The organism is Streptomyces sp. NPDC008238 (genome assembly GCF_042956445.1).
In the GTDB taxonomy this organism is placed as follows: Bacteria; Actinomycetota; Actinomycetes; order Streptomycetales; family Streptomycetaceae; genus Actinacidiphila.
Genome location: NZ_JBIBGK010000023.1, coordinates 1 through 26,555, shown reverse-complemented (window position 1 = coordinate 26,555; position 26,555 = coordinate 1). Strand labels below are relative to the sequence as shown.

Annotated in this window: 27 protein-coding genes; 17 read left to right on the top strand and 10 right to left on the bottom strand. The window is 74.9% G+C overall.

Annotated features, from left to right (window positions below; translation table 11 throughout):
- Positions 1–10: 10 nt before the first annotated feature.
- Complete coding sequence (locus tag ACFZAU_RS32390) at positions 11–871, bottom strand: glycosyltransferase family 2 protein (protein ID WP_500555123.1); 861 nt, start codon at positions 869–871, stop codon at positions 11–13.
- Positions 872–1,018: 147 nt separating this feature from the next.
- Between ACFZAU_RS32390 and ACFZAU_RS32385 the strand changes: the two genes are divergently transcribed.
- The gene (locus tag ACFZAU_RS32385; RefSeq protein WP_500555122.1) at positions 1,019–1,375 is read left to right on the top strand and encodes a TraR/DksA C4-type zinc finger protein; all 357 of its coding nucleotides are present in this window, start codon (positions 1,019–1,021) and stop codon (positions 1,373–1,375) included.
- Between the two features lie 110 nt (positions 1,376–1,485).
- Positions 1,486–1,956 (top strand): SPW repeat protein, encoded by a 471-nt coding sequence (locus tag ACFZAU_RS32380; protein ID WP_499609406.1) that lies wholly within the window; start codon positions 1,486–1,488, stop codon positions 1,954–1,956.
- A 79-nt stretch (positions 1,957–2,035) separates the two neighbouring features.
- Here the strand turns inward: ACFZAU_RS32380 and ACFZAU_RS32375 are convergent, their stop codons facing one another.
- Positions 2,036–3,268: a cytochrome P450 family protein gene (locus ACFZAU_RS32375; RefSeq protein WP_500555121.1), complete on the bottom strand. Its 1,233-nt coding sequence runs from the start codon at positions 3,266–3,268 to the stop codon at positions 2,036–2,038.
- Positions 3,269–3,388: 120 nt separating this feature from the next.
- Between ACFZAU_RS32375 and ACFZAU_RS32370 the strand changes: the two genes are divergently transcribed.
- Positions 3,389–4,621: an FAD-dependent oxidoreductase gene (locus ACFZAU_RS32370; RefSeq protein ID WP_500555120.1), complete on the top strand. Its 1,233-nt coding sequence runs from the start codon at positions 3,389–3,391 to the stop codon at positions 4,619–4,621.
- A gap of 44 nt (positions 4,622–4,665) precedes the next feature.
- Here ACFZAU_RS32370 and ACFZAU_RS32365 read toward each other — a convergent pair whose 3' ends face one another.
- Positions 4,666–5,544 carry an alpha/beta fold hydrolase gene (locus ACFZAU_RS32365; protein ID WP_500555119.1) on the bottom strand — a complete coding sequence of 293 codons (879 nt, stop codon included), beginning with the start codon at positions 5,542–5,544 and terminating at the stop codon, positions 4,666–4,668.
- Between the two features lie 266 nt (positions 5,545–5,810).
- Between ACFZAU_RS32365 and ACFZAU_RS32360 the strand changes: the two genes are divergently transcribed.
- Both ACFZAU_RS32360 and ACFZAU_RS32355 read left to right on the top strand, forming a co-directional pair.
- Complete coding sequence (locus ACFZAU_RS32360) at positions 5,811–6,473, top strand: TetR/AcrR family transcriptional regulator (protein ID WP_500555118.1); 663 nt, start codon at positions 5,811–5,813, stop codon at positions 6,471–6,473.
- Between the two features lie 90 nt (positions 6,474–6,563).
- Positions 6,564–7,265: a nitroreductase family protein gene (locus tag ACFZAU_RS32355; protein WP_500555117.1), complete on the top strand. Its 702-nt coding sequence runs from the start codon at positions 6,564–6,566 to the stop codon at positions 7,263–7,265.
- Positions 7,266–7,302: 37 nt separating this feature from the next.
- Here the strand turns inward: ACFZAU_RS32355 and ACFZAU_RS32350 are convergent, their stop codons facing one another.
- Positions 7,303–8,523 carry a PP2C family protein-serine/threonine phosphatase gene (locus tag ACFZAU_RS32350; RefSeq protein ID WP_500555116.1) on the bottom strand — a complete coding sequence of 407 codons (1,221 nt, stop codon included), beginning with the start codon at positions 8,521–8,523 and terminating at the stop codon, positions 7,303–7,305.
- 213 nt (positions 8,524–8,736) lie between these two features.
- Between ACFZAU_RS32350 and ACFZAU_RS32345 the strand changes: the two genes are divergently transcribed.
- From ACFZAU_RS32345 to ACFZAU_RS32320, 6 genes are all read left to right on the top strand, one after another.
- Complete coding sequence (locus tag ACFZAU_RS32345) at positions 8,737–9,249, top strand: 4-hydroxylaminobenzoate lyase (RefSeq protein ID WP_500555115.1); 513 nt, start codon at positions 8,737–8,739, stop codon at positions 9,247–9,249.
- Between the two features lie 9 nt (positions 9,250–9,258).
- Positions 9,259–10,455, top strand: a complete 1,197-nt coding sequence (locus ACFZAU_RS32340) for a hypothetical protein (protein ID WP_500555114.1) — start codon at positions 9,259–9,261, stop codon at positions 10,453–10,455.
- A 172-nt stretch (positions 10,456–10,627) separates the two neighbouring features.
- Positions 10,628–11,347, top strand: coding sequence for an acyl-CoA thioesterase (locus tag ACFZAU_RS32335; RefSeq protein ID WP_500555113.1), 720 nt, complete (start codon positions 10,628–10,630; stop codon positions 11,345–11,347).
- Complete coding sequence (locus tag ACFZAU_RS32330; protein WP_499609568.1) at positions 11,262–11,546, top strand: acyl-CoA thioesterase; 285 nt, start codon at positions 11,262–11,264, stop codon at positions 11,544–11,546. The genes ACFZAU_RS32335 and ACFZAU_RS32330 overlap by 86 nt, the downstream gene beginning before the upstream one ends.
- A 29-nt stretch (positions 11,547–11,575) precedes the next feature.
- Positions 11,576–12,952 carry a CoA transferase gene (locus ACFZAU_RS32325; RefSeq protein ID WP_500555112.1) on the top strand — a complete coding sequence of 459 codons (1,377 nt, stop codon included), beginning with the start codon at positions 11,576–11,578 and terminating at the stop codon, positions 12,950–12,952.
- A 108-nt stretch (positions 12,953–13,060) separates the two neighbouring features.
- A complete protein-coding gene (locus tag ACFZAU_RS32320) occupies positions 13,061–14,344 on the top strand; it encodes a M48 family metallopeptidase (RefSeq protein WP_500555111.1) in 1,284 nt (427 codons plus the stop codon).
- A gap of 10 nt (positions 14,345–14,354) precedes the next feature.
- Here ACFZAU_RS32320 and ACFZAU_RS32315 read toward each other — a convergent pair whose 3' ends face one another.
- Positions 14,355–15,176: a DUF1684 domain-containing protein gene (locus tag ACFZAU_RS32315; RefSeq protein WP_500555110.1), complete on the bottom strand. Its 822-nt coding sequence runs from the start codon at positions 15,174–15,176 to the stop codon at positions 14,355–14,357.
- Between the two features lie 446 nt (positions 15,177–15,622).
- On the opposite strand from ACFZAU_RS32315, the gene ACFZAU_RS32310 reads away from it, so the two are divergent.
- Complete coding sequence (locus tag ACFZAU_RS32310; protein WP_500555109.1) at positions 15,623–16,096, top strand: class I SAM-dependent methyltransferase; 474 nt, start codon at positions 15,623–15,625, stop codon at positions 16,094–16,096.
- Positions 16,036–16,266, top strand: a complete 231-nt coding sequence (locus tag ACFZAU_RS32305; protein ID WP_500555108.1) for a hypothetical protein — start codon at positions 16,036–16,038, stop codon at positions 16,264–16,266. Before ACFZAU_RS32310 ends, ACFZAU_RS32305 begins: the two co-directional genes overlap by 61 nt.
- A 68-nt stretch (positions 16,267–16,334) precedes the next feature.
- On the opposite strand, the gene ACFZAU_RS32300 is transcribed toward ACFZAU_RS32305, so the two are convergent.
- Positions 16,335–17,000, bottom strand: coding sequence for an MBL fold metallo-hydrolase (locus ACFZAU_RS32300; RefSeq protein WP_500555107.1), 666 nt, complete (start codon positions 16,998–17,000; stop codon positions 16,335–16,337).
- A gap of 40 nt (positions 17,001–17,040) precedes the next feature.
- Positions 17,041–17,976 carry an alpha/beta hydrolase gene (locus ACFZAU_RS32295; protein ID WP_500555106.1) on the bottom strand — a complete coding sequence of 312 codons (936 nt, stop codon included), beginning with the start codon at positions 17,974–17,976 and terminating at the stop codon, positions 17,041–17,043.
- A gap of 211 nt (positions 17,977–18,187) precedes the next feature.
- Between ACFZAU_RS32295 and ACFZAU_RS32290 the strand changes: the two genes are divergently transcribed.
- Complete coding sequence (locus ACFZAU_RS32290) at positions 18,188–19,132, top strand: helix-turn-helix domain-containing protein (protein ID WP_500555105.1); 945 nt, start codon at positions 18,188–18,190, stop codon at positions 19,130–19,132.
- Here the strand turns inward: ACFZAU_RS32290 and ACFZAU_RS32285 are convergent.
- A complete protein-coding gene (locus ACFZAU_RS32285; RefSeq protein WP_500555104.1) occupies positions 19,115–19,480 on the bottom strand; it encodes a DUF1330 domain-containing protein in 366 nt (121 codons plus the stop codon). The two genes, ACFZAU_RS32290 and ACFZAU_RS32285, sit on opposite strands and share 18 nt — an antisense overlap.
- A 436-nt stretch (positions 19,481–19,916) precedes the next feature.
- Between ACFZAU_RS32285 and ACFZAU_RS32280 the strand changes: the two genes are divergently transcribed.
- Together ACFZAU_RS32280 and ACFZAU_RS32275 are read left to right on the top strand one after the other, a co-directional pair.
- Positions 19,917–20,759 (top strand): prephenate dehydratase, encoded by an 843-nt coding sequence (locus ACFZAU_RS32280; protein ID WP_500555103.1) that lies wholly within the window; start codon positions 19,917–19,919, stop codon positions 20,757–20,759.
- A gap of 297 nt (positions 20,760–21,056) precedes the next feature.
- A complete protein-coding gene (locus ACFZAU_RS32275; protein ID WP_500555102.1) occupies positions 21,057–22,034 on the top strand; it encodes an alpha/beta fold hydrolase in 978 nt (325 codons plus the stop codon).
- Positions 22,035–22,062: 28 nt separating this feature from the next.
- On the opposite strand, the gene ACFZAU_RS32270 is transcribed toward ACFZAU_RS32275, so the two are convergent.
- Positions 22,063–23,034: a DUF8832 domain-containing protein gene (locus ACFZAU_RS32270; RefSeq protein WP_500555101.1), complete on the bottom strand. Its 972-nt coding sequence runs from the start codon at positions 23,032–23,034 to the stop codon at positions 22,063–22,065.
- A gap of 141 nt (positions 23,035–23,175) precedes the next feature.
- Between ACFZAU_RS32270 and ACFZAU_RS32265 the strand changes: the two genes are divergently transcribed.
- The gene (locus ACFZAU_RS32265) at positions 23,176–23,844 is read left to right on the top strand and encodes a GNAT family N-acetyltransferase (protein ID WP_500555100.1); all 669 of its coding nucleotides are present in this window, start codon (positions 23,176–23,178) and stop codon (positions 23,842–23,844) included.
- Between the two features lie 554 nt (positions 23,845–24,398).
- On the opposite strand, the gene ACFZAU_RS32260 is transcribed toward ACFZAU_RS32265, so the two are convergent.
- Positions 24,399–26,228 carry a glycoside hydrolase family 15 protein gene (locus tag ACFZAU_RS32260; RefSeq protein ID WP_500555099.1) on the bottom strand — a complete coding sequence of 610 codons (1,830 nt, stop codon included), beginning with the start codon at positions 26,226–26,228 and terminating at the stop codon, positions 24,399–24,401.
- Between the last annotated feature and the right edge of the window lie 327 nt (positions 26,229–26,555).

Here is a 26,555-nt window from a genome sequence, read left to right as displayed (position 1 = left end):
CCGGTCCTCGTCACCGCTCGACGAGCGCGGCCGCGGCCTCCACCGGTGCGGGCAGGCTCCGGCGGTCGCGCAGGGCGGCGGGCAGGCGGGTGAGCACGCCGGCCAGCGCGTCCCGCGCCACGGGGTCGTCCGCCGCGTCCGCCGCCAGGGTGCACGTGCGCCGCAGCGCCAGGGTCAGGGGACGGCGCAGCCAGGCGGTGAGCACCTCGTTGCGGCGCTGGACGGTGCGCCGACCCGGACGCGGGCCGGGGGACGGCTGGTGCACCGACAGGACCTCGGGGCAGTAGCAGCACGACCAGCCGCAAGCCGCCAGGTCATAGGCGAGGAGCACTTCCTCGCCGCCGATGAACAGCAGTGGGTGGTAGCCGCCCGCGTCGAGGTAGGCGGCCCGGCGGGCGACGGCGGCGCATGCCAGGAAGCCCATGACCTGGGGGCCCGGAAGATCCGGGGCGCGCCCGAGCGGGGACCCGGCCAGCACGTCGTCGAGCGGATCGGGGGCACCGCGCTGTCCGACGCGTGTCCGTGCGGCCAGCAGGCCCATCCGGGGATGGCGGTCGAGGAGGTCGCGGGCGGTGTACAGGGCGCCGGGCTCCCACCACGAGTCGTCGTCGCTGAAGGCGACGTAGGGCGTGCGGGCCCGCCGCACGCCCAGTGTGCGGCCGCAGGCGCCGAGGTTGGCCCCGGCCCGCACCACCCGGACCTGGGGGAAGCCCTGTGTCACCGCGTCGGCGCTGCCGTCCTCCGAAGCGTTGTCGACGACGATCACCGGTGGCCGTTCGGGGAGCGACGTCAGCCGGCCGAGCGTCTCCAGGAGTTCCGTCCGCCGGTTGTGCGTGATCGTGACGACAGTGGTGAGACAGTCCGCGCCCATGTGGATTCCCTCCGCGCTCCTGGGACGTCACCGCCGGTTCCCGTGCACGGTGCCCGACCGGCGGGACGCGCACGTTCACGGCACACCTTCTCGGGTACCCGACAGGCGCCGGCGATTCCCCGGCGGGCCGGATTCCCAGGAGGAGCGATGCGGGACGCGTTGCACGACGACGACCGGCAGCGGATCCGGTGCGAACTGACGGCCGTGCTGCAGGAGGCGCGTGACGCCCTGGCCCGGACCGAGCGCGCGCGGGCCGACCTCGCCGCCGACTGCCTCCTCGACGCCGCCGACGCCGCGGAGAGGGCGGCGGCGGGCGAGCGGCTGGACGCCGATGCCGCGCTGTGCGCGGACCGGATCCGGCGCGTCTCAGAGGCTCTGCACCGCGTGACCGAAGGGACCTGCGACCCCTGCGTGAACTGCGGCGAGCCGATCGGCCGGGAGCGCCTCCTGGCCCTGCCGACGACAACGTTGTGCGTCGACTGTTCGGCGGCACGGGCGGTCTGAGGAAGGCAGTGCCGGCCCTCCGGTACGGCTCGCGGAAATCTCCACGTCTCGACTGCCACAGCGTGGGTAAGTGTGGGGTGAAACGTCCGAAATGAGTGGGGATGGTTTAGATGGCCTCTACGCGACCGAGTATCGAGCAGCACCCCGACCTGCTGGCGCTGCGCGCGGAGTACGAAAGGACGACCGCCACCAACCGGGGCCAGGCGATCGAGGCCATGGGCCTGGTGACCGGCACCTACCTGGCGGCGTCCCCCTGGATCGTGGGCTTCAACGGACTGTCGACGATAGCCGTCGGCACCCTGATCGCCGGCATCGCGTACGCCATGCTCATGGGCGGCGTGGGCAGGGCCTTCGAGCGCACGCACTCCATGGCATGGGCCGCGGCCATCATCGGCCTGTGGACGATCATCTCGCCGTGGTGCATCGCCGGGAACGTCGCCACGACGCGCACGATCATCAACAACGTGGTCGTCGGCGTCATCGCGCTGGTGCTCGCCCTTGCGGCGGCCTCGATGCGGCCGTCCACGGGTCGTGGGACCCCCACGGACATGAGGGGACCCACGGGAGGCTCGCGCATCTGACCGGCTCCCGCCGGAAACCGTTCCGCCGGACGAGCGCCTCGTGCGCCCGCCCGGCGGTCGGCTTTCCGAGGCGGTCCGCCTACGGCGTCCCGCCCGCCGCGGGACCGAAGGTGACGGGCAGGCGCGCGGGGCCGCGCAGCACGCGGGGCCGCCAGTGCAGCTCCTCGGCCGGCACGGCGAGCGCGAGGCCCGGCAGCCGGCGCAGTACGGTGCCGACGGCGATCCTCCCCTCCAGCCGGGCCAGCGGCGCGCCCAGGCAGTAGTGGATGCCGTGGCCGAAGGCGAGGTGGGCGTTGTCCGCCCGCGTGACGTCCAGTCGGTCTGGGTCGGCGAAGCGTGCCGGGTCGCGGTCGGCGATGGCGGAGGCGACCACCACGGTCGCGCCGCGCGGGATCGCCACCCCGGCGATGGTCAGGTCCTCGCGGGCGAAGCGCGCGATGCCGGGGTTGACCGGTCCGTCCCAGCGCAGGAACTCCTCGATCGCGCCGGGCAGCAACTCCGGGTCCTCGCGCAGCATGCGCAGCTGGTCGGGATGGGTGAGCAGCGCGGCGATGCCGTTCCCGATGAGGTTGACGGTGGTGATGTAGCCGGCCACCAGGAGCAGGAACGTCATCGAGACGAGTTCGTGCCGGTCCAGCCGCTGCTCGTCGTCGTGGGTGGCGATCAGCGCGCTGAGCAGGTCGTCCCCGGGGTCTGCGCGCTTGGCCTCCAGCAGCGCGGTGAGGTAGCGGTGCATCTGCTGCCAGGCGGCCTCGATCTTGGCCGGGTCCGGGGGCTGGGGGCCCTGCAGGACCATGTCGTCGGTCCACCGCTGGAAGTCGTAGCGGTCGGAGACGGGGACGCCCAGCAGTTCGCTGATGACCGTGACGGGCAGCGGCACCGCGAAGTCCTCGACGAGGTCGGCCCGTCCGGCCGGGAGGATCGCGTCCAGGAGTTCGTCGGCGATGCCCTGGACGCGCGGCTCCAGTTCGGCCACGCGGCGGGCGGTGAACGCCTTGGAGACCAGCCGGCGCAGCCGGGTGTGGTCGGGCGGGTCGGCGCGCAGCATCGTGCGGATCATCGACTCGCGCTCGGTGGTCGGCAGCCGCTCCATCAGCCGCGGGTCGGCGGCGTCCCGGACGTCGCTGCTCAGCCGCGGGTCGGTGAGGGCTGCCAGGCCGTCCTCGTACCGGGTGACCAGCCAGGCCTCGAGCTCGCCCTGGATGACCGCGCGGCGCACCGGGCCCTCCTGGCGTAGTTCCCGGTACAGGGGGAAGGGATCGGCGGCGAAGTCCGGATCGGTGAACGGAAGAGTGACCGGCTGCTGGCTCATCAGGCCTCCGGGAGTGCGTGGCACCTCATGACGGCAACACCAATGTGCATCGTTCAAGGATAATATGTCCCGTTGTGTTCGGTCAGGATGCGGTCAGGGACGGCGGCGGAGGGCGGGGAGATGGAGCGGACGACGTGCTGCGTGGTGGGCGGCGGTCCGGCGGGGATGGTGCTCGCCCTGCTGCTGGCCAGGGCGGGGGTGGACGTCACCGTGCTGGAGAAGCACGGCGACTTCCTGCGCGACTTCCGGGGTGACACCGTGCACCCGTCGACCCTCACCCTGCTGGACGAGCTCGGCCTGGCGGAGCGCTTCGCGGCGCTGCCGCAACGCCGCGTGACCACCGTCCAGTTGCCGATCGGTCCCGGCCGGTCCCTGGTCACCGTCTCCGACGTCGGCACCCTGCGCGGCCCGTACAACTACGTGGCGATGGTGCCGCAGTGGGACCTGCTCGCCCTCCTGGCGGACGAGGCGGCCCGCGAGCCCTCGTTCACCCTGCGGATGGGCACCGAGGCGACCTCCTTCATCGAGGAGCGCGGCCGGATCACGGGCGTGCGCTACCGGGCCGCCGACGGCCGCACCGGCGAACTGCGCGCCACCCTGACCGTGGCCTGCGACGGCCGCGGGTCCCTCGCCCGGTCCCGTCCGGAGCTGGGCCTGCGGGAGTTCGGCTGCCCGATGGACGCGTGGTGGTTCCGGGTGCCGCGGCACCCCGACGACCCAAAGGGGCTGGTGGCCGGGGTCGGTGACCGCTTCCTCACCGCGATGATCGACCGCGGCGAGTACTGGCAGTGCGCCGCGCTGATCCCCAAGGGGAGCGACACGGGCCTCCGGGCGGCGGGCCTCGACAGGTTCCTCGCCGCCTTCGCGGCGGCCGTGCCGTGGCTGGGCGACCGCGTACGGGCGGTGCGCTCCTGGGACGAGGTTAAGCTGCTCGACGTGCGCTGCGACCGGCTGGAGCGCTGGCACCGCCCGGGCCTGCTGTGCATCGGCGACGCCGCCCACGCGATGTCGCCCGTGTTCGGGATCGGCATCAACCTCGCGGTCGAGGACGCCGTCGCCACCGCGCGCCACCTCGTCGAGCCGCTGCGCCGCGGCAGCGTCGGCCTGCGCGACGTCCGCGCCGTCCAGCTCCGGCGGTGGCCGACCACGGTCGCCACCCAGGGCCTGCAGCGGCTGGCGCACCGCCGCTTCATCGCCCCGGTGCTGGCCGGCCGCTCCCCGCTCGGCGACGCCGACCGGGCGGGAAGGCTCGCCGGACTGCTCAACTCGACGCCCTGGCTGAAGCGGGTGCCCGCGTACTTCATCGGCTACGGCGCCCTGCGCGAGCGCCCGCCGGGGGCGTGCGTGCGGTAGGCACCGGCCGGCCTCCGGGGCCGGCCGGTGGTGTCGTCCGCGGGTCAGGCGGCCCGGGCGGCGTTGCGGACGATCGCGTCCACGACCGCCGGCCACACCTCTTCGGGCAGGTCGTGGCCCATGCCGGGGATCAGCAGCAGTTCGCTGCCGGGGACCGCGGCCGCCGTGGCCCGGCCGCCGCTGTGGTCGACCAGGGGGTCCTGCTCGCCGTGCACGACCACCGTCGGCACCGCCACCGCCCGCAGACCCGGGGTGCGGTCGGGGGAGGCGAGGATCGCGGCGTACTGGCGTACGTAGCCTTCCGGCCGGTAGGCGCGGTCGTGCGCGGCCGTCACGCGCTCGCGCAGCTCCTCGGGGGACTGCGGGTAGCCGGGGGAGCCGATCACGGCGGCCCGGCGCACCCCCTCGTCGATGACGGCCTCACGCGTCAGGGGAACGCCGTTCGAGCCGGGCATCGCCGCGATGGCCTCCGCCGAGGCGCGGCCGACCGACCGGTCGCCGGTGGTCGACATGATCGAGCACAGCGACAGCACCCGGCCTGGGTGGTCGATCACCAGCTGCTGGGCGATCATGCCGCCCATCGAGGCGCCGACGACGTGCGCCGCCGGGATCTCCAGCGCGTCCAGCAGCCCGACGGCGTCGTCGGCCATGTCGGCCAGCAGGTAGGGGACGTTCGAGCGGTCGCCGGACAGCACGGCGCCGATGTCCGGGACGGGGTGCTCGTCGAGCCCGGTCGACAGGCCCGCGTCACGGTTGTCGTAGCGCACGACGAAGAAGCCGCGGTCCGCGAGCGCGGCGCAGAACTCCGGCCGCCACAGGGTCATCTGCGCACCGAGGCCCATGACGAGCAGCAGCGCCGGATCGCCGGGGCTGCCGAAGGTGTCGTACTCGAGCTCGATTCCGTTGGACTTCGCGCGGGGCATGCGTGGCTCCTGGGGGCTCGCGACGGGGGACCGGCTCATACCGTCCAGTCGGTACGATAGCCGCGCCGTCCCCGCGCGGCACCCCCGGTGCGACGGGTGGCCGAGGGCAAGGTTGGGTTCATGCTGCCCGCGGCGTCCGGGGTCCGCACCCTGGTGCGCGGGCCGTCCGCATGGTGAAGTGAGGGGTCGTTACATTACACTTATGTAATGTAATGCCCGCTATCGATCGGCACGGGGCCCGTGTCCCGGCACAGAGAGGACCGCGGATGAGCGGCGAGGACCGCGCCGGGAACGCCGGGGACGAGCGGGAGGCCGGCCGCGGTGCCGGCTCGCGGGCCGGTGGCCGGCCGCGGGACCCGGCGATCGAGGAGGCGATCATCCGGGCGACCCGCAAGCGCCTGGTCGCCGACGGCTACTCGCAGATGACCATCGGGGACATCGTGGCCGACGCCGGGGTCACCCGCCCCACGCTGTACCGGCGTTGGGCCAACAAGTACGACCTGGTCGTCGACGCGCTCGCGTACGGCTTCCGCGCCCAGCGCGAGGCGTACCCGGACGTCGACATGGACGCGCTGCCCGGGGTCGAGGCGTTCCGGGAGGCCGTTCGGCGCCTCGACCCCCGCTACCACAACAGGGGTGCGATGGCCCTGCACGGCAACTTCATGGCGGAGGTCGAGCGCGCCCCCGGCCTGCTGGAACAGCTGCGCGAGCACGGGGTGGGGCCCCGGTGCGAGGAGCTGACGCGGACCCTGCTGCGGCTGCGCGAGCGCGGTGAGCTGCGCGAGGACGTCGACCTCGACACCGTCGTGACGCTCTGCTTCGGCAGCTACTTCGCCGACTACCTGCGCACCGGCGGTTCCGGCGCGGACGTGGCCGACCGCGTCGTCGCCACCCTCTGGCCCGCCGTCGCCGCCCGTCCCGCCGGCTGACCGGCCGCGCTCCGGGCGTGCCGGGCGGCGGGTCCGTGTGACGATGGGTACCTGCGACGGAACCGCCACCCATGCCCTGGGAGCCGACCGGTGGACGTTCACGAGGCGCTCTACACGACCCGGATCATGCGCCGCATGAAGCCGGACCCCATTTCGCTGGACAGCCAGTGCCGGATCCTGGACGCCGCGATCCGCGCGCCCAACGGCGGCAACACCCAGCGCTGGCACTTCCTCGCCGTCGACGACCCCGCGCTCAAGGCCCGGCTCGCCGAGCTCTACGCCTCCTGCCGGCGGCAGGAGTACGACGACATCGCGGCCGGCCTGCTCGGCGCGGCGCCGCACGAGGACGCCGAGCTGCGCGCCGAGTCCCTGGCGCGCATCAGGAAGTCCGGGGACCGCTTCACCGAGCACTTCACCGAGATCCCCCTGCTGGTCTTCGTCTTCGCGGTGGACGACCACGGCGGCGCGAACATCTACCCGGCCATCTGGAGTTCGATGCTGGCCGCGCGTGCCGAGGGCATCGGCGCGGTGCTCACCACGGTGCTGCGCTACGAGGCCGGCACCGTGTGCGAACTGCTGGGCGTCCCCGCCGAGGACGGCTGGCGGATGATCGCCATGCTGGCCTTCGGCTACCCGCTGGGCCGCTGGGGGGTCGCGGCGAACCGGCGTCCCGTCCACGAGGTCTCGTCGCGCAACCGCTGGGGCGCCTCGTTCGGCGCCCGGGTCCCCGAGCCCCTGTGGCCGCCGGACGCCGACGGCGCCCGCATCGAACCCGACCCTCCGTCGTCCTGAGCGGGCGCGCCGCGGCACCGGCCGACGCCGCCGCACGTCAGGCGGCCGGCGGGCACCGCACCGCCACCAGCGCCACGTCGTCGTTGAGCCGCCCGTCCGTGTGGCGGAGCAGGTCCGCCAGCACCTCGTCGAGCAGCGACTCCGGTTCGCACGCGGCGGCGTCCCGGGGGATGCCGCGGTCGGCCACGGAGTGGACGGGGTAGAAGGCGCCCGAGCGGTCCCGGGCCTCGGCGAGGCCGTCGGTGTAGAGCAGGAGCAGGTCGCGCGGCGCGAGCGGGAAGCAGTCCTCCCGGTACGCGGCGGCGTCGAGGCCGGCCAGTCCGAGCGGCGGCGCCGGCGCCGGTCCCGCGAGGGCGGTGACGCGGCCGTCCCGCAGCAGCAGCGGCGGGGGGTGCCCGCAGCTGACCGTCCGTACGAGGCCCCCGCCGGCCGGGAACTCCACCAGGAGCGCGGTGACGAACCGCTCGGGCGCGTCCGCGTCGGCCTCGGCCGCCTCGGCCACGTGCCGGCGCACGCTGACCTCGAGGGCCGCGGCCAGGCCGGGCAGGGTGCGGTGCTGGTGCGCCGCCTCACGGAAGGCGCCGAGCAGCGCCGCCGCGTCGTCCAGTGCCCGCAGGCCCTTCCCCTTGACGTCGCCTATGAGGAGCCGGACGCCGTGCGGCGTCCGAGCCGCAGCGTAGAGGTCGCCCCCGACCTCGGCCATCCTCTCGGCCGCCCGGTACACCGAGGCGACCCTCAGGCCGTCGATCCGCCGGGGGAGGGGCCGCAGGACGACGTGCTGGGCGGCCTCGGAGATCGCCCGCAACTGGCGCGCCTCGCGGCGGCTGCGGTCGCGGGTGCCGCAGAAGGCGACGAGGAAGACGGAGACCACCAGGAGGGCGGCGAGGTGTATCGGCAGGACGGAGGACCGGAGCAGGCCGTCGTGGACGTCGCAGACCACCGCCGCCGCCAGCGACAGCAGGGCCACCCCGCAGGTGGCCCGCGCCGAGGAGATCGCCGCCGCCAGGGCGGGCGCGGCGATGAGCAGGGACCCCAGGTGCACGTTCGTGGACGTGACGAGACCGATCCCCGTGATGATCAGCACGAGCGCGACCGGGGCGCTCAGCTCGAAGAACCGCAGCGCCCGCCAGGTCCCGGACGGCCTCCACCCGCGGTGCGCCGCGGGACGCCCGGCGCGGTGGCCGTGGGGCGCCCTCGTGGCGACCGGGACGGATGCGGCGGGTGCGGGACCTGCCGCACGCCGGACGAGCTTGTGCACGGGTCTGACCTCCTCGCCCGGTCCGCCGCCTCGCTTCGGGAGAGCGGGCCTGGATGGGCGTTTCGTTACATTTAGGACATGTAACGTTAACCGATGTTTTGGGGATTCCGGCGCGGTGGTGGGTTTCGTTACAGTCATTGACGATAACGAAACCGGCTGGCAGGCTGACCCCGAGGGGACGACGGTCACCCCGGGCACCGAGGAGGACGGACGATGGACCACAGGCGAGAGCTGATCGAACGCAGCGTCCCGTTCCTGGACGAGGTCATGAACCGGACCCCGGGCAAGGAACTCGAGGACTGGCTGAACACGACCCACGGTCCGCACGGCGAGCTCTACGGCCACCTCTCGCGCCTGGCCGGGCTGGGCGTCGAGGAGGGCTGGGCCGCGAACGTCGAAGTGGACGGCCCGGACTACCGGCGCAGCCTCATCGCGCCGCCCTCCGCCGAGACGCGGTACTTCAGCATCACCGCGGTCTACATGAACGCCGAGGCCCGCTACCGGGGTCAGTACCACGCCCACCCCTACGGCGAGATCAACCTCGTGGCCCCCGTCGACCCCGGGGCGCAACTGGCCGGCCCCAGCGGCTGGCAGGGCCCGGGCTGGACCGCCCCCGCCCCCGGCAGCCACCACTACCCCGAGGTCCGCGGCGGCGCCCTCATCGCGCTGTTCTACCTGCCCGCCGGGCGCATCTCGTACGACATCAGCGCGCCGGGCGGCGACTAGGGTGCGGGCGTGGACTCCGTGGAAACCCCTCGTCGCCGGGCCGCCGGCGACGACGCGCGGCGGCACCCGCTGCCCGGCCGTCAACTGATCGTCCCCGCGCGTCGGGTCGGCGCGGCCCGGCTGCCCGGCGCCGGACCGGTGACCGCCGGCCACGCGCTGCTGCGGCATCCCGGCGGCGCGCACCACGCGCTGCTGCACCAGGACGGCGCCATCGCGCTGGTCGACCTGGAGGCCGCCTTCGCCGGCCGGCCCGCGGTGCTCGCCACCGTCGCCGACCCCTGGCCCGGGTGGCGCAACAGCGCCTGCTCGGCGAGCGCCGACGGCGCACTCGTCGTCCTCTCCGGGCAGCGTTCGGTGCTGGCCCTGGACGCCGACGGCCGTACCCGCTGGGAGTACCGGCACGGCTGCTGGGGCGACGGACCCCACCGGCACGACGGCCCCGCGCCGTGCCCCGGCCTCGCCCGGGGGTCCGTCCAGGTCGGCGCGGACGGCGGGCTCGTCTGGGCGCACGTCCTCCCGGACATCGACCACGGGGACCCGGCCGCCGACTCGTACGAGCAGTGGGTCGTCCTGGACGCCGCGGACGGCACCGTGCTCGGCCTCGCACGCGTCGAGGGCGGCTCCCAGGGCTCCCACCAACTTCCGCACCCCGACGGCTCCCGGATGATCCTCGGCACGGGCCAGGGCCAGGACGGCTCCCCGGCCTACGCCGGCCACTGGGACGGCTCGGCGCTCACCGTCCAGGAGGTCGGCGACGGCTTCCGCGTCCCCGTCGCCGTCCATCCCGGCGGCGGCGCGTTCCTGAGCACCCCGCACGGCCACGACCCGCTCCTGCTGCACCGTTTCGCGGACGGCCGCGTCCTGATGGAACGGGACGCCGCGGACCTCGCGGGCGTCCACGGTGAGCACGAAGGCGACGACGACCACGACGGCGAAGGCACCGAGCCGGCCTGGGACTTCGTCGCGGGTTTCGTCGACGGGCACACCGTGATCGCCAGCGCCTACGAGGCCCGTCACCACTGGGCGGCCGCGCGGCACTGGCTGCTGGACGCGCTCACGCTGCGCCCGCTCGGCCCGGTCGCCTACCCCGGCGGGGAGGGGGGCACGGGCAGGAGCGACTACCCCGTCGCGCTCGGGGACGGCACCTGGCTCACCCTGGCTTCCGACGGCACCACCCTCAACCGTTGGTCCGCAGAACGCCGTTGACCGCGGGAGGGATCACGGACCGCCTCCCTCCGACGCGCCCGGACGTGTTCGTGCCCCGCTCCTGGGCCCGCCCCCGCCGGGTCCGCGCAGGTCGGCGGCCCTACCATGTGTGTCATGCACACACGTGGGCGAGCGGTCGGCGCCCGGCCGTACGCACCCTGGCGGTGAACCCATGCAGCGGAACGTCCCGGATCCCGCCGAGACGGACACGTCGTTCGCGGAACTGCTGGCCCTGGAGCGGCTGGAGGAGAACCTCTACCGCGGCTCCTGCCACGCCGGGATGCCGTTGCGGGCGTTCGGCGGCCAGGTCGCGGCGCAGTCGCTGATCGCCGCGGGGTCGACGCTGCCCGCCCCGAGCACGCCTGCCGCAAGCGCGCCCGCTCCGGCGGCCCCCGTCGCGCCCGTCCCGGACCTGCTCGTCCACTCGCTGCACGGCTACTTCATTCGCGCGGGCCGCACCGACCGCCCCATCGTCTACGAGGTCGACCGCACCCGGGACGGACGCTCCTTCGCCACCCGGCGGGTGGTCGCGATCCAGGACGGCGAGGCCATCTTCAGCCTCTCCGCCTCCTTCCACCGTCCCGAGGACGGCGACGAGCACCAGGCGGACGCACCCGACGCGCCCGGGCCCGAAGGGCTGCCCGAACTGTGGGAGTCCGGGCGGCGGGGACGGGGCGTGTCCGTCTTCGAGGCCGTCCTCGAGTCGCGCTGCGTGGGCGACCCCGTCAAGGGGCTGCCCGGCATCGGGCAGGGGCCGCGCCAGCAGCTGTGGGTGCGCACCCGCGCCCCGCTGCCCGGGGGGGCCGCTGCTGCACGCCTGCGCGCTGACGTACATCTCCGACATCCGGCTGCTCGCGACGGCCGGCCTGCCCTACGCCGACCACCCCGGTGAGCGGCAGGCCGCCTCGCTCGACCACGCCGTGTGGTTCCACCGGCCGTTCCGCGCCGACGAGTGGCTGCTGTTCGCCATGGAAAGCCCGACGTACGCGTCCTCCCGGGGTCTGGCCAGGGGCCAGTTCTTCACCAGGGACGGCCGTCTGGTCGCCTCCGTCGTGCAGGAGGGCCTGTACCGGCGGCGCCCGCCCCGCTGAACCGCCGCCCCCGAGGAAGGAAGGACGTCATGCCGCAGTCCCCCGACGGCCCGACCGCGCACGCCTGGCAAGCCCTCGGCGGCGCCCCCGAGCCGGCCCACCACGTGACGTACCGGGAGGCCCGCGGCGTGCTGCCCGCGCGGTTGCCGGTCCGCCGCCTGGCCCGGGCCACGGTCGGGGTCTGCTCCCTCGCCGCCGCCGAACTGCTGGCCCTGCGCTCCGGCGGGCCGCCGCCCCCGGTGCGGGTGGACGAGGGGGCCGTGGCCACGGCCTTCGTGAGCGAGCGGCACCTGCGGATCGACGGCCGGGCGGGCACGTCCTTCGCGGCGCTGTCCGGTTTCTGGCGCACCGCGGACGGGTGGGTGCGCACCCACGCCAACTACCCGCACCACCGTGCCCGGTTGACGGCCGCCCTCGGCATCCCCGACGCGGGTGAGGGCGGCGCCGCGGACGGAACGTCGCGACTGCTGGCGGCCGAACTGGTCGGGCGTACGGCCGCGGAGGTCGAGGAGACCGTCTACGCGGCGGGCGGACTGGCCGTCGCCGTACGGGAGGAGCCGGGCCCCGCCGCGCAGCCCCTCGTGGAGACCGAGCGGACCGACGACGCCCCGGTGCGCCCCCTGCCCCCGGCGGAGCTGCCCGCGGCGGGCGTCCGCGTGCTCGACCTGACACGGGTCATCGCCGGCCCGGTCGCCACGCGCACGCTGGCGCTGCTCGGCGCGGACGTCCTGCGGGTCGACAGCCCCTCCCTGCCGGAGGACGAGTGGGCCCACGCCGACACCGGGTTCGGCAAGCGGTCGGCGCGGCTCGACCTGTCCGGGCCGGGCCGCACCGTCCTCGAGGAACTCCTCGCCACCGTCGACGTGGTCGTGACCGGCTACCGCCCCGGCGCGCTGGACCGCCACGGACTGGCGCCGGAGGCACTGCGCGAGCGCCGCCCGGGACTGGTCGTCGCGCAGCTCCGCGCCTGGGAGCGCTCCGGACCGTGGGCCGGGCGGCGCGGATTCGACAGCCTCGTGCAGGCGCGCTACGGCATCGCCTCGGCCGAGGCCGGACCGGACGGCCGCCCCGGCGTCCTCCCCGCCCAGGCCCTCGACCACGGCACCGGTTACCTGCTGGCCGCGGCGGTCCTGCGCGCCCTGACCGACTCCCGCCGGCACGGCGGCGGCCGGCTGCTGAGGCTGTCGCTGGCGGGCACGGCCTCCTGGCTGACCCACGGCATCGGCCCCGGTGACGCCGTTTCCGGCGAGGACCACGACCCCGCCCCCTGGCTCTCCGCCGTCGACTCCGCGTACGGACGCCTGGTCCACGCCCGGCCGCCGCTGGGCTACCGCGGGGCCCCGGCGGACTGGAGCCGTCCGCCGGGCCGCTGGGGCACCGATCCCGCGGTCTGGCGGCAGCCCTGACCGGACCCCGTCCGTGAGCCCGGCCCCGGCCCCGGCCGTCCGCCGCGTAGGGCCGCTGGCCGATCCCCTACGATGCCCCGGCCGAAGACGATCAAGGGGAGGGGCGGCATGGAGACCGACGGAGGAAGACCGTGCCCGCAGTGCGGGCAGCGGCTGACGGAGGACGAGCGGTTCGTCGTCTGGTGTGCGGCGTGCGACTGGAACGTGCGGGGCGGGAACGAGGACGACGAGGAGCACGACGGTCCCGTCGGCGCGCTCCGCCGGCGCCTGTCACGGGCGTACGGCGAGGAGCTGTTCGCCCGGATGACCTCGGAGCGGCCGCCGCGCCCGGGCCGGGGTGCCGCCTACGCCGGCGCCTACGCGATCGCCGGCCTGGTGCATCTGCTGACGCTGGCGGTGGCCGGCTCCGGCGTGTGGCTCCTGGTGACCGGCTGGCGGGCGATCATCCCCGCCGTGCTGGGCGCCCTGCTGTTGGGCCTGGCATGGCTGATGCGTCCCCGGCTGGGGCGGATGCCTCGTCACGGCGTCCACCTGCGGCGGGCGGACGCGCCCGCGCTGTACGAGCTGCTGGACGAGGTGGCCGACACCCTCGGAGCGCCACGGGCGGACGTGGTCGTCGTGGACGCCCACGTCAACGCCTCCGTCGAGGCCGTCGGCCTGCGCCGGCGCAAGGTGCTGGCGATCGGGCTGGGACTGTGGGAGGTGCTCACCCCGCAGCAGCGGGTGGGCCTGCTGGGCCACGAGTTCGGTCACTTCGTCAACGGCGACACCAGCGAGACACCCGTCATAGGCTCCGCCCAGCGCACGCTCGTCGAGTGGTACGTGCTGCTGCGTCCGCGGAACGACAGCCACGGCCTGGGGCTGGTGGAGACTGCGGCACGGCTGTTCATGTACGTTCCCGCCTCCGCCGTGCTGTTGCTCCTGCACGTCATGGCACACCTGACCCTGCGAGCGAGCCAGCAGGCCGAGTACCTCGCGAACGACCTCGCGGCGCGGACCGGCTCGACGGACGCCGCCCGGGGCATGCTGGACGTCCTGCTGCTCGGGGACGCCGTCTCCTTCTGGCTCGACCAGCAGTACGTCACCGCCGGCACGGTCCACCGCGCCGCACGTGGAGCCGGCCGGGAACCGGACGAGGCGGTCTGGGAGCGGCTCAAGGAGTACGTCGCGTCGATCCCGCCGCACGAGTTCGAACGCCGGCGCCGGGTGTCCGCCCTCACCGGCCACACCGAGGACCAGACCCACCCGCCGACCCACCTGCGCCGCGCCGCCGTGGAGCGCCGGGAGCACCACCCCGCCGCCGTCGTGCTGGACGTCGCGCGGAACAAGGAGGTCGACGCCGCGCTGGACCCGGCCCGCCGCCGGCTGGGCCGCGAGGTCCTGCGCGGCTGAGGGGCGGGGCTCAGGGCCGTCCGCCGCGTTCCAGGGGGATCCTCTCGCCCGCCTCGACGGCGAACGGAAGCCGGTTGCCGGCGGGCGGGAGGGGGCAGGTGGCCAGGTCGGTGTAGGCGCAGGGCAGGTTGGCCGCGCGGTTGAAGTCGAGGCGCACCCGTCCCTCGGCGTCCGGGGGGCCGATCTGCAGGGAGCGGTTCGCCGCGTAGGTGGTCACCCCGGACGTCGCGTCCGTGAACAGGGCCATCAGGGCGCCCGGCCGGGAACCGTTGAAGACGGTGAGCCGGTACGTCGCGCCGTCCACCTCGAACTCCACGTGCCCGGGGGCGTCGTAGACGTGCTCCAGCCCCTCCACCGTCGCGCCCACGGTCACCGGACGCGGGGCGTCGTAGGGCACGAACCGGCCCTCGCGCACCCAGCGGGGATCGGGTGCGTAGGCGGGCGTCCCGGTGAAGCCGGTGCGCAGTGGGTTGTCCGGGTGGCGCGGCCGCAGCACGTCGTGCCCGCCGCGCTTGGCGACCTCGACGACGGCGTCGCCGAACCCGGCGTACACGCTGTCGCGCTCGGCGATGACGCCGAAGTCGTGGCGTCCGCGCACGGCCGCCCCGTCGACGGTCAACTCCTCGCCGTCGCCCAGCTCGACCACCACACGGCCGTCGGCGGCCGACCAGGCGCCGGGGGCGTCGTCGAAGCGTTCGGCCCGCGGGCCGAGCCAGCGCAGACTGGTGATCGCCAGGAAGCCGTGCGGACCGGCGAGCACCTCCTCCTTGGCGCGGTGCCAGTGCTCCCAGTCCTCGGCGAATCCGGTGCGGTCGACGTCCTGCGCGGTCATGTCCGCTGCTCCCTCGCGTGCCGGGTGTACTCCCTGCTCCGTACAACCGCCGCGGACCGCGAAGTCATCCCGCCGGCGTCGGAGGCAGTGCCGGCAGACGGCAGCGGCCCACCCGGTCGGCGTGCGAGGACGACCGGGCGGGCTCCGTCCTCCAGGCTGCCCCGTCCGCGCCGGCCGCGCAGGCCGGAGGGCGTGGCGATTGCGCCGGACGGGGTGGTGCCTCCTCCGGCGCGGGTCAACGCGCCCGGCCCGTGCGGAGGTTGCCGGCCACCGTCGGGCGCCGCGGGCGGACGGGCCGGTCCGTGACGAGGCGGCGGACCGGCTCCACGACGACCCGCCTGCGCTCCGGCGCGGGCACCGGGGAGCGGACGATCCTCGCCCCGGCCGGGCAGCCCCGTCGAGGCGGTCGCTGCACGCCGCGACCGGCCCCGCTACCGTGGCCGGCCATGGACACCGACGACTGGCTGGCGGACACCCGCGCCTCCTACGACACCGTCGCGGAGGACTACGCCGACCAGGTGCGCGGCCTCCTGGACGGGACACCGTACGAACGCGCGGTCCTCGGGCTCTTCGCCGACCTGGTCAGGAGCGGTGGCGGGGGGCCGGTCGCGGACGTGGGCTGCGGACCCGGGAGGATCACGGCGCACCTGCACGGCCTGGGCGTGGACGCCTTCGGGATCGACCTGTCACCGGCGATGGTCCGGGTAGCCCGGCGCGAGCACCCCGGCCTGCGGTTCGACGTCGGGTCCATGACGGACCTCGACCTCCCCGACGCCTCGACGGCGGGCCTGGTCGCCTGGTACTCCCTGTCCACGTCCCCGACGACGCGCTCGGCGCCGTCCTCACGCACTTCCGGCGCGTGCTGCGGCCGGGCGGCCCGCTCCTGCTCGCCTTCCACGTCGGCGAGGAGACGCGCCTGAAGACGCAGGGCTACGGCGGCCACCCGATGAAGGTCCGCGTCCACCTCCGCCGGACCGGCCACATGGCGGCCCGGCTCGCCGACGCCGGTTTCACCGTCGAGGCGAAGATGACGCTCACCTCGGCCGAGAGCAGGCTCGGCGGGATCCTCCTCGCCCACCGCGACGCGTGAGTCCACGGGCCGGTACGGCCCCCGGCCGGCATCGGAGAACGCCCCCGTGCCGGACCGGTCCGCTGCGGTCAGAGCGGGGACAACGCGCGCTCCAGCGCGGTCCGGTCAGCCGGTGCGCCGTGTGCGGGCAGGACGAACCCGACCGGGAGGGCGAGCAGTGGGCGCAGGCGTTCGACCACCTGCTCGCGCGTGACGCCGTCCCGCAACCGGTCGTTGATCTGCAGGCCGCGGCCGAAGTCGACCAGGGTGTCGCCAGGGACGACGGCCCGCGCCCGGCCGTCCCAGAGCACCAGGTCGTTCCGCTCCCGTCCGGCGAACGCCTCGACCCCCGCCGGGAGCCGGTCGCCCGCTGCGTACAGGTGGCCGGGGCCGTCGCCGCCCGTGCGGAGCCAGGTGAGGTCGGGGCTGCCGTCCCCGGCCTGTTCGCGCGTGACGCCGAACTTCCGCACGAGGTCGTCGGCGGTGTCGGGCGGCGGCGTGAACACCGGTGCGCCGAGGCGCTCGACCAGACGCCGCGCGTCACGCTCGTGCCAGGGCGCCGTGAGCACCACCACCGGCTCCCGGTCGGCGGCGAGCGCGAGCAGTCCGGGCGGTACGGACAGCGGGTCGAAGAGGAGCAGCCGGGTGCCGTCGTCGATCGCGGACGACGACACCTCCCGCGGCCACCGCTCGCCGGGCGTCCACTCCGGGTGCGGCGCCTGCCAGTGCCAGACGCCGCGGGCGAGTTCGCGCATGCGCGGACCCTACCGGCACACGCCGTCCGGGTCGTCCGGTTCAGTGCTCCGCGGCCGCGCCCAGGTTCGCGGCGAAGAACGCGGCGAGCGTCTCGACCGCGGGCCCGACGTACTGCTCCCGGTCGTAGAGGTCGACGTGGCTCGCGCCCTCGATCCAGTGCAACTCCTTGGGCCCGGTGGCGCGCTGGAACGCGTCGACGCTCATCCAGGCGGTGACCGCGCGGGATCCCGCGACCATCAGCAGCGGACGCGGGCCGATCAGGGGGACGGCGGCGAAGGCGTCGAAGGCCGCGAACCTGTCGACGCTGGACCAGGTGAAGAAGTCGGCCGACCGGGGGTGCCGGGCGCGCGGGGTGCGGTAGTACTCAAAGCCCTCGACGCCGTGTTCCCCGCCCAGCGCGCGGGCCTGTTCGGCGGTGCCGGGGAACAGGGTCAGGACGGGCGGCTCCTCGCCGCGCGCCTCGGCGGTACGCGCGGCGGCGGCGGCCTCCAGCATCCCCTCGAACACGGCCGCGTCCTGGGTGCCGTCCGCCCCCAGGCGGAACTGGCGCGAGATGTCGGCCGCGCTGACGGTGGCGACGGCCCTGATCCGCCGGTCGCCGGCCGCGGCGGGAAGGACGTAGCCGCCGGAGGCGCAGATGCCGAGGGCGCCGATGCGCCCGGCGTCGACGTCCTCGCGGGTGGTGAGGTAGGAGACGGCCGCCTTGAGGTCCTCGACGCGCTGGGCCGGGTCCTCCAGGCCGCGGGGCTCGCCGCCGCTCTCGCCCTGGTGGGCCGCGTCGAAGGCGAGCGTGACGAAGCCCTCCTCGGCCAGGCGCCGTGCGTAGAGGCCCGCGGTCTGCTCCTTCACGCCGGTGCCGGGGTGGCCCACGACGATCGCGGGCCGCGGGCCCGCCGCGTCGGGGGCGTCGGGGGAGTGGATGTGGCCGGCGAGGGGGATGCCGGCGCTGTCGAAGGTGACGGTGGTCTGGGCCACAGGATGCTCCGTGTCTCGTGTCGCGTGTCTCGTGTCGCGTGTGCGGTGTTCCGCGGGGCCGCGCCCGTCCGGCGGGCCCGCCGCGGCCCGGCTCCGTGCCGGGCACTTCCCGACCATCCGCCCTGGCCGGGGCGGGCGGGAGAGGCGGGTTCCTGCCCGGGAAGAAACCTGCCCCCTCACAGGCGGGGAAGCCCGCGGGAGAATGGGGCACATGACTGCGGCATCTGGTCCTCGCGAACTCGGAGCCTTCCTCAAGGCCCGCCGGGCACAGCTCGCACCGCACGAATGCGGACTGCCGCCGGCGGATTCCGCGCGCAAGGTCGCGGGCCTGCGCCGCGAGGAGGTCGCGCAACTCGCCGCAATCAGCGTCGACTACTACACGCGGCTGGAGCAGGGCCGGGTACGCGCGTCGGCGGCGGTCCTCGCCCCGCTCGCCCGTGCACTGCGCCTCGACGAGGACCAGCAGCGGTACCTGTACGAGCTGGCCGGCAAGGCCGACGCACATCCGCGGCGGCGTCGTCCGCCGCAGCGCGTCAGGCCCGCGATGCGGCGCCTGCTGGACCGGCTCACCGCGACGCCCGCCGTCGTCCTCGGCACGCGGATGGACGTCCTGGCCTGGAACGACGCGGCCGCGGCCCTCTACACCGACTTCGGACAGGTCCCGCCGGACCGCCGCAACTACGTGCACCTGCTGTTCACCCACCCCGTCGTCCGCGGCATGCACCGGCAGTGGGAGCACGACGCCCGCGACGCTGTGGCCGCGCTGCGCATGCAGGCCGCAGCGGACGCGGACGACCCCGAACTCGCCCGCTTGGTGGGCGAGTTGTCGGTCCGGGACGCCGACTTCCGTGCCTGGTGGGCGGAGCACCGCGTCATCACCGCCGCCTACGGCACCAAGCACTACCGGCACGGCGTGGTCGGCGACCTCACGCTCGACTGCGACACGTGGAGCAGCCCCGACGGCTCGGGACAGCGCCTCATGGTGCTGACCGCCGAGCCCGGCACCCCGTCGTACGACGCCCTGCGCATCCTCGCCTCGTGGACGGCGGGGCAGCCGGGCGGCGACGGGGCGCGGGAGGGCGACGCGACGCCTGACGGTACGGCCCCGGGGCGGGCACGCCGGGGTGGCGGCCCGGCGTCAGCCCTCGGGAACTGACGTCCCGGCGGCGGCCGTCCTGACCTGCCGTGCGAAGCCCGCGACGGTGTAGCCCGCGGGGACCGCGTCGATCAGCACCAGGTCGGAGATCGCGTTCCTGGTGCGCAGCGGCAGGATCTCCCGGTACTCCGGCGAGTCGTACCAGCTCTCGGCCGCGGCCCGGTCGGGGAACTCCAGCAGCACCACCAGGCCGGGCCATGCGCCCTCCACCACCGTCGGCTCGCCGTTCGCGAGCCATGCGCCGCCGTAGGGCCGCAAGGTGGCGTCGACGCGCTCCAGGTACCTCAGGCCCTCCTCGTTCGGGATGCCGCCGGGGATGCGCAGGTGGTTGATCAGGTACGTGCTCATGCCGGACCTCCGTGGTGGGTGTCGTCGGCGTGCCTCCGGCCACGGGCCTTCGGCCGCCGTCACCAGGCGACGTGACGCGCCCGCCCGGCCGCCGCACGACGCGCCGCCCGGGCTCCGGGATGCGCCCTGTCGGGTGACGTGCCTGGTCCCCGTGTTCCCAGGAACGGCGGGGCACTGCCACCCACGCCCGGGGCCGCGCACAGTGGGTGGCGGCCGCCGTCGACCGGCTCGTCACCTTGTCGGCGGCGCGCCGCCGACCCCGGGCGGTGGGGGTCGCCCGGGGCACCCTGCCGCGGGGGTGGGCCGGATCCCCGGGGCACCCCCGCGGCCGTCCGGCCCTCGGACGCGTACGGGGTCGGCGGGCACCGCGCAGTAGCATGCGAAGGACGGCCCCGCCGACAGCACAGTCCATCGATCCGGAGATACCGACGCGCACATGGTGACCATCGCCTACCAGGGAGAACCCGGATCGAACTCGGCCGCCGCCGCCCAGAGGCTGTACCCCGACAGCCGGGAGCTGCCCTGCACGACCTTCGAGCAGGCGCTTGAGGCGGTCACGCTGGGGACCGCCGACCTGGCCGTGATCCCCGTCGACAACTCGGCCGCCGGCCGTGTCGCGGACGTGCACCACCTGCTGCCCGAGGCGGACCTGTCGATCATCGCGGAGTACTTCCTGCCGATCCGCTTCGACCTGATGGGTGTGCCCGGCGCCGCGCTGGAGGACGTCGCGTGCGTCCGCAGCCATGTGCACGCGCTGGGGCAGTGCCGGAAGATCATCCGCGAGGGCGGCTGGCAGACGCTGGTCAGCGACGACACGGCGGGCGCCGCCCGCGAGGTCGCCGAGCTCGGCGACCGGCGGCACGCGGCCCTGGCCCCGCCCGGAGCCGCGGAGCTCTACGGGCTGCAGGTGCTGCGCGGCGGCGTCGAGGACACCTCGGACAACACCACCCGCTTCGTCGTCCTCGCCCGCGACGCCGCGTTCCCGCAGGACTCGGGCACGCCGATGATGACCAGCTTGTTCTTCTCCGTGCGCAACATCCCGAGCGCGCTCTACAAGGCGCTCGGCGGGTTCTCCAGCAACGCGGTGAACCTCACGAAGATCGAGAGCTACCAGGTGGGCGCGGGCCTCAAGGCCAGCCGCTTCTACATCGAGATCGAGGGCCACCCGGAGGAGAGCAGCGTGGCCCTGGCCCTGGAGGAGCTGCGGTTCTTCTCCTCCGAGGTGCGGATCATGGGCGTCTACCCGGCGCATCCGCACCGCACCCTGGACCACGGCTGACGCCGGATCCGGTCGTACGGGGCGGGGCCCCGAGGGCTTCATGCCCGCTCTTCGCCGTTCCGGTCGCCGTGCCCTGCCGTGGGTACGGCGAAGGCCGCCGTACCGCTGCCGCCGAGTGACGTGACGCACCGTGGACGTCACACCCTCCGGGGCCGGGTTTCACCCCGACGGCCCCCGCACGTGACCCGGTCGGCACACGCGGCCGGGCCTGTCGCCGCCGGGCCGTGAACACTCAGGTGCCGTAGGGCCCGGGGCCGTCGGGCCCCGCCCTGAGCCCCGAGGAAAGCGAGATACGGCATGGCGGCAACTCTGGATTCCCGTTCCCGGCGTCGCATACGTCGCGCCCACGTGGCCGCGGCCGGCTGCGCCCTGGCCCTGAGCGCGTCCGCCGCGGCCCCCGCCGCCGCGGACGGGGACACGGCCGGCGCGAAGCCGACGGTCGTCCTGATCCACGGGGCGTTCGCGGACGCCTCCAGCTGGAACGGGGTGATCGAGCGGCTCGAGGCCCGCGGCTATCCCGTCATGGCCCCCGCCAACCCGCTGCGCGGGCTGCACAGCGACGCCGAGTACGTCGCCTCCGTGCTGAAGAGCGTCAAGGGCCCCATCGTCCTGGCCGGTCACTCCTACGGCGGCGCCGTGATCAGCTCCGCCGCGGCCGGGAACCCCCACGTGAAGTCGCTGGTGTACGTCTCGGCGCTGATGCCCGACGTCGGCGAGAGCGGCATGTCGCTGGCCGAGCGGTTCCCCAGCGCACTCGGCACCGCCACCAGGTCCGTGCCGTACCGGGCGGGCGGCGGGGTCAGCGGTACCGACCTCTACCTCGAGCGCGACAAGGTGCACCCGGTGTTCGCCGCCTGCCTTTCGGAGGGGCAGGCGAACCTGCTGGGCGTCACTCAGCGGCCCGCGGCCACCACCGCGTTCTCGGAGAAGGCCGAGGTCGCGGCCTGGAAGACGATCCCGTCCTGGGCGCTCGTCGGCCGCCAGGACATGACCATCAACCCGGAGCAGGAGCGCTTCCAGGCGCGCCGCGCGCACTCGCACACCGTGGAGCTCGACACCTGCCACGTCTCACTGATCGCGCGGCCCGACGCCGTCGCCGACCTGATCCTCCAGGCCGCCGGCGCCGCGGAGGGCGGCCGCCCCGAGCTGGCGGACACCGGCTCCGCGGAGCGTCGTTCCGGCGTCGCCGCACTCGCCTCCGTCGCCGCGGGCGCGCTGGCCGCCGGTGCGGGAGCCCTGTTCGGCGTCCGTCGCCTGCGGCGTCGCTCCGCCTGAGGGGCGAGCCCGCGGACGGCGCCCGCCGTCAGTGGCCGTGGCCACCGCTGCCGCCGTCCGCGTCGGCGTGCCCGTGTTCCCCGCCCTCGCCGGCCGTGACCGTGAAGGCGGCGGTGCGCACCGTCCCCCGGTGCTTGAAGTCGAGGAAGAGCCGGTACGTGCCCGCGCTCGGGGCCGTGGCGGTGAAGGAGACCTCGGGCCCGGGCGCGGTGCGGCCGTCGCCGGGGGTGCCGCCCGGGTGCACGTGAAGGTACGCGAGGTCGCCGGCGCGCAGGGCGACGAGGTGGCCGTACGCACCGAGGTACGGCTGCAGGTCCGTGACCTCGCGGCCGTCCCTGGTCACCGTCAGCCGGAGCTCCCGCTCGGCGCCGGACCGCAGGGACCCGTCGAGCGTCACGGTGTAGCCGTCGACGGTCGCGGTCCGGGAGGCCGGCGCGGGGGCGGCGGGACGGTGGGCCCCGGTCACCGACAGGTCGCGGGCGAGCGTCAGTTCGCGGCTGCCCTCCGCGGCGGGGGTGAAGTCGGCGAGGACCCGGTAGTCCCCGGCGCGGGGGAGGCCGACCGCGGTGCTCCATGTGCCGTCGGCCGCGCGGACCGGATGCAGATGGCGGTATTCGGTGAGGTCGCGCGAGACGAGGACCAGGTGCAGTTCCTTCTCGTGGGCGCGCCGGTACGACGTGAGCGGGTGGCCGTCGGCGTCGCGTATGACGAAGCGCAGGCGGTCCGGGCGGCCGGAGCCGACCCGCGGTGTGAGCAGGTCGAGGGTGTAGCCGGCCTCGGTGGCGGCCAGGCCGGCCACGGGATGCGCCGCTGACGCGTCGCCTGTGGAGTTGGCGGTGCTGGCGGTACCGGTGCCGCCGTGCGCGTGCGCCGCCTCCGGCGCGTTCGCGCCGGAGCCCGGGGCGCGCACCGGGTCCAGGGCCGCGCCCACGCCGTAGGCGCTGCCGAATGATGCCGCCAGGACGACGGCGAACGCGGTGATCTTCGCTCCGGTGTTCAAAGGGTGCTCCGTGGACGGCGTGGCCGGGGACGCGTGCCGGGTGGCCGCGCGGCACCAACATATACCCCCAGGGGGTATGTGCCAAGGCGCGGGGAGCTTTCTCGGGATACGGGGTGGGGGTATATCGGTCAGGCGGGCGTCATGCGGTCGCCAGGGCCGGCACCAACGCGACGTACCCGGCAGAGCGGGACGGACGGGGCGGTGCGGGGGCGCCGGGAGGCGCGCCGTCGCATGAGAGCATCGCGGGCATGTTCCCGCAGACCTCCCGGCTGCGCCTGCGCCGCTTCCGCCCCGACGACGCGCCGGCCCTGGCCGCCTACCGCTCCGATCCCGCCGTCGCCCGGTACCAGGGCTGGAGCGAACCGGTCTCCCCGGAGGGCCGCGGACCTCGTCGCGGCCTTCGCGGCGGGCGATCCGGCGGAGCCCGGATGGTTCCAGTACGCGGTGGAGCTCGTCGCCGGCGGCGAGCTGATCGGCGACATCGGCGTGTGCCTGCACGACAACCGGATGCAGGCCGAACTCGGCTTCACCCTCGCCCGCGCGCACCAGGGCCACGGCTACGCCGCCGAGGCCGTCACGACGCTGCTCGACCGGCTCTTCACCGAGTGCGGTCTGCACCGCGTGTCCGCCGAGTGCGACGCCCGCAACAGCGCCTCGGCACGGCTGCTGGAACGCGTGGGGTTCCGGCTGGAGGGCCGCCGGCCGGCCCACTCGTGGATCAAGGGCGAGTGGACCGACGACCTGCTGTTCGGCCTGCTCGCCGACGGCTGGGAGCGGCGGCACCCCCGCTCCGGACCCGGCGGGGGATGACGGGAACGGCTCCCGGTCGACGCCGGCCGGTCCCGGGCCTGTCCGCGACGCGTCGGCCCTCACCGCATCGCCGCCCGCCACGAGCGCCCGGACGGCGGCGGTACGGGCAGTACGGCGCGTCGGACGGCGGCGGCGACGGGGGAATGACGGGGTCCGCCGCACGGTTGGACCGGGTGCGGGAGACCTGACGCGGGACTCCGCCGGGGACCGACGAGCGGTCCGGCCCCCACGGAGCCCGCGGTCCAGGAGAACGGCCCCGCTTCGATCCGGCGCCGGCCCGGCCCCCCTTCCGGCCGGCGCCGATCGTGTGCGGCGCCGCCCCCCGCCGTGCCGCGCGGCGTTCCGGACACCCCGTCACACCGCTGGTCCCGGTGCCCGGTTGACCCCGGGTGGGTCAGCCCGGCTCGCAGGAAGGTGCCGGCGGGTGTCTGATGGCATCAGCGGCCCGGGGCCCCGGAGTGGCCCCCGATGAAACGGCCCCGGGCCCGCTTCGTACCTCCCCCGCCCCCGCTCACCGGCCGACTCCGCGCCGTCGCACATGTTCTGACGCCGCATCAGGCGGCGATGGGCTGCCGGGCCTCACTGATCGCCCACGCGGCGTTGACCAGGCCGATGTGGCTGAACGCCTGCGGGAAGTTGCCGAGCAGTTCACCGGTGACCGGGTCGATCTCCTCCGCCAGGAGGCCCACGTCGTTCACGTACGACGCCGCCCGGGCGAAGACGTCGCTGGCCCGCTCCGCCCGGCCCGCCAGCGCCAGCGCCTGGGCCAGCCAGAAGGTGCACAGCAGGAAGGTGCCCTCTTCCCCGGCCATGCCGTCGAGCCCCTCCTCGGGGCGGTAACGGTAGACCAGCCCCGCGCCGTCCGTCAGTCCCCGCTCCGTCGCGTCGATGGTGGCACGGATCCGCGGGTCGTCGGCGGGCAGGAAACCGACGATCGGCATCATCAGGTTCGATGCGTCGAGCGCGGTCGAGCCGTAGTACTGCGTGAACGCGCCCGCCTCCTCGCTCCAGCCCTCGCGCAGCACGGTCCGGTGGATCTCGTCCCGCGTCCTGCGCCAGCCCACCACCTTCGCGCGGGGCGCGCCGAGAGGCGCGGCGAGCCTGACGGCCCGGTCGAGCGCCGTCCAGCACATCACCTTGGAGTACAGGAAGTGGCGGGGCTCGCCACGGACCTCCCAGATGCCCTGGTCCTTCTCGGTCCACCGCTCCGCGGCGGCGTCCGCGCAGGCCACGAGGAAGCGCCGGGTGTCGTCGTCGATCCGGTCCAGTTGGTCCGCGAGACGGTGCACCGCGTCGAGGAGTTCCCCGTAGACGTCGATCTGCTGCTGGCACCACGCGCCGTTGCCCACCCGCACCGGCCGGCTGTCCCGCCATCCCCGCAGGTGGGGGAGGGTGCGCTCGCTCAGGTCGTGTTCACCGCCCACGCCGAACATGATCTGCAGCGTCCGGTCCTCGCCCAGCGACGGCGCGGCCGTCGCCAGGAAGTCGAAAAAGTCGTGCGCCTCGTCCGGGCAGGCCGCCACCCACAGGGCCTCCATCGTCAGACAGGCGTCCCTGACCCAGGTGTAGCGGTAGTCCCAGTTGCGCGCGCCGCCCACGCCCTCCGGCAGCGAGGTGGTCGCGGCGGCGATGATGGCACCGCTGGGCTGGAAGGACAGCGCCTGCAGCACCCGTCCGCTGTGGTGCACCAGGTCGCGCCAGGGTCCGTCGTAGGCCTGGTGCAGGTCCGACCACGACTGCCACGCCGCGATCGTGGAGTCCAGGAGGGCGGAGAGTCGGTCCTGCGTCCAGACGTGGGCCGGGGGTTCCTCGAGCGTCGAACGGTGCAGACCGAGGCAGACGGACTCGCCTGCCCGCAGGGTGAAGGCGCCGCGGGCCGTGGCGTCGGCGAGGTTCATGCGGTGCGGGGTGGTCAGCACCAGCCACTCGGCCCCGCCGCGCGACGTCACCCCGCCCTCGGTGCCCGACAGGATCGGCGCCACGAGCCCGTACTCGGGGCGCGGACGGTATTCCGTCTCCACCGGCACCTCGCCCTCCGTGCAGGTCAGCCGGCGGGCCAGCAGGCGTGGTGCGCCCGCCCCGAGGCTGTGCCCGTCGCCGCCCGGGCCGGTCAGCAGCGCGTCGGTGAGGGTGACGGTCCCCGACCCGGTGCGGAAGGTCGTCTCCAGCACCATGGACCGGTCCACGTAGGTCCGTGTCGCCTCGTACGGGACCGACGGCCGGACCGACCAGTGACCGGCCGCGCCGTCCAGCAGCCGCGCGAAGACCGAGGGGCTGTCGAACCGGGGGAAGCACAACCAGTCGACGGAGCCGTCCCGGCTGACGAGCGCGGCGGAATGCCGGTCGGAGATCAGTGCGTAGTCGGCGATCGCGGTCGAACTCATGGCAGCTCCCACGGACGGTGCCCCGGTGGACCGGCCGGCCGGCCCCGTACCCGGCGGCCCGTGCCGGCCACGCGAGCACCGTCGGCGGCTGCGCCAACACCGCGGGCCGCGGGCGGAGTTCGGCCACGGCCGTCCCGATGTCCCCGGCCCGTCACGGCGGACCGGTCCCGCCGGCCACGTCCATTCCTCCAGTGTGCCCCGCACGGCGGCGGGCGACCGGTCGTGCGGGGGTGTGCGGTGTTTGATTCGCCGGTCGGGGGGTGTGGGGGGATGCTGGTGTATATGGGTACGCGTGTTCCTGCGGGGTCGGTGGCTCGGTCGGATCTG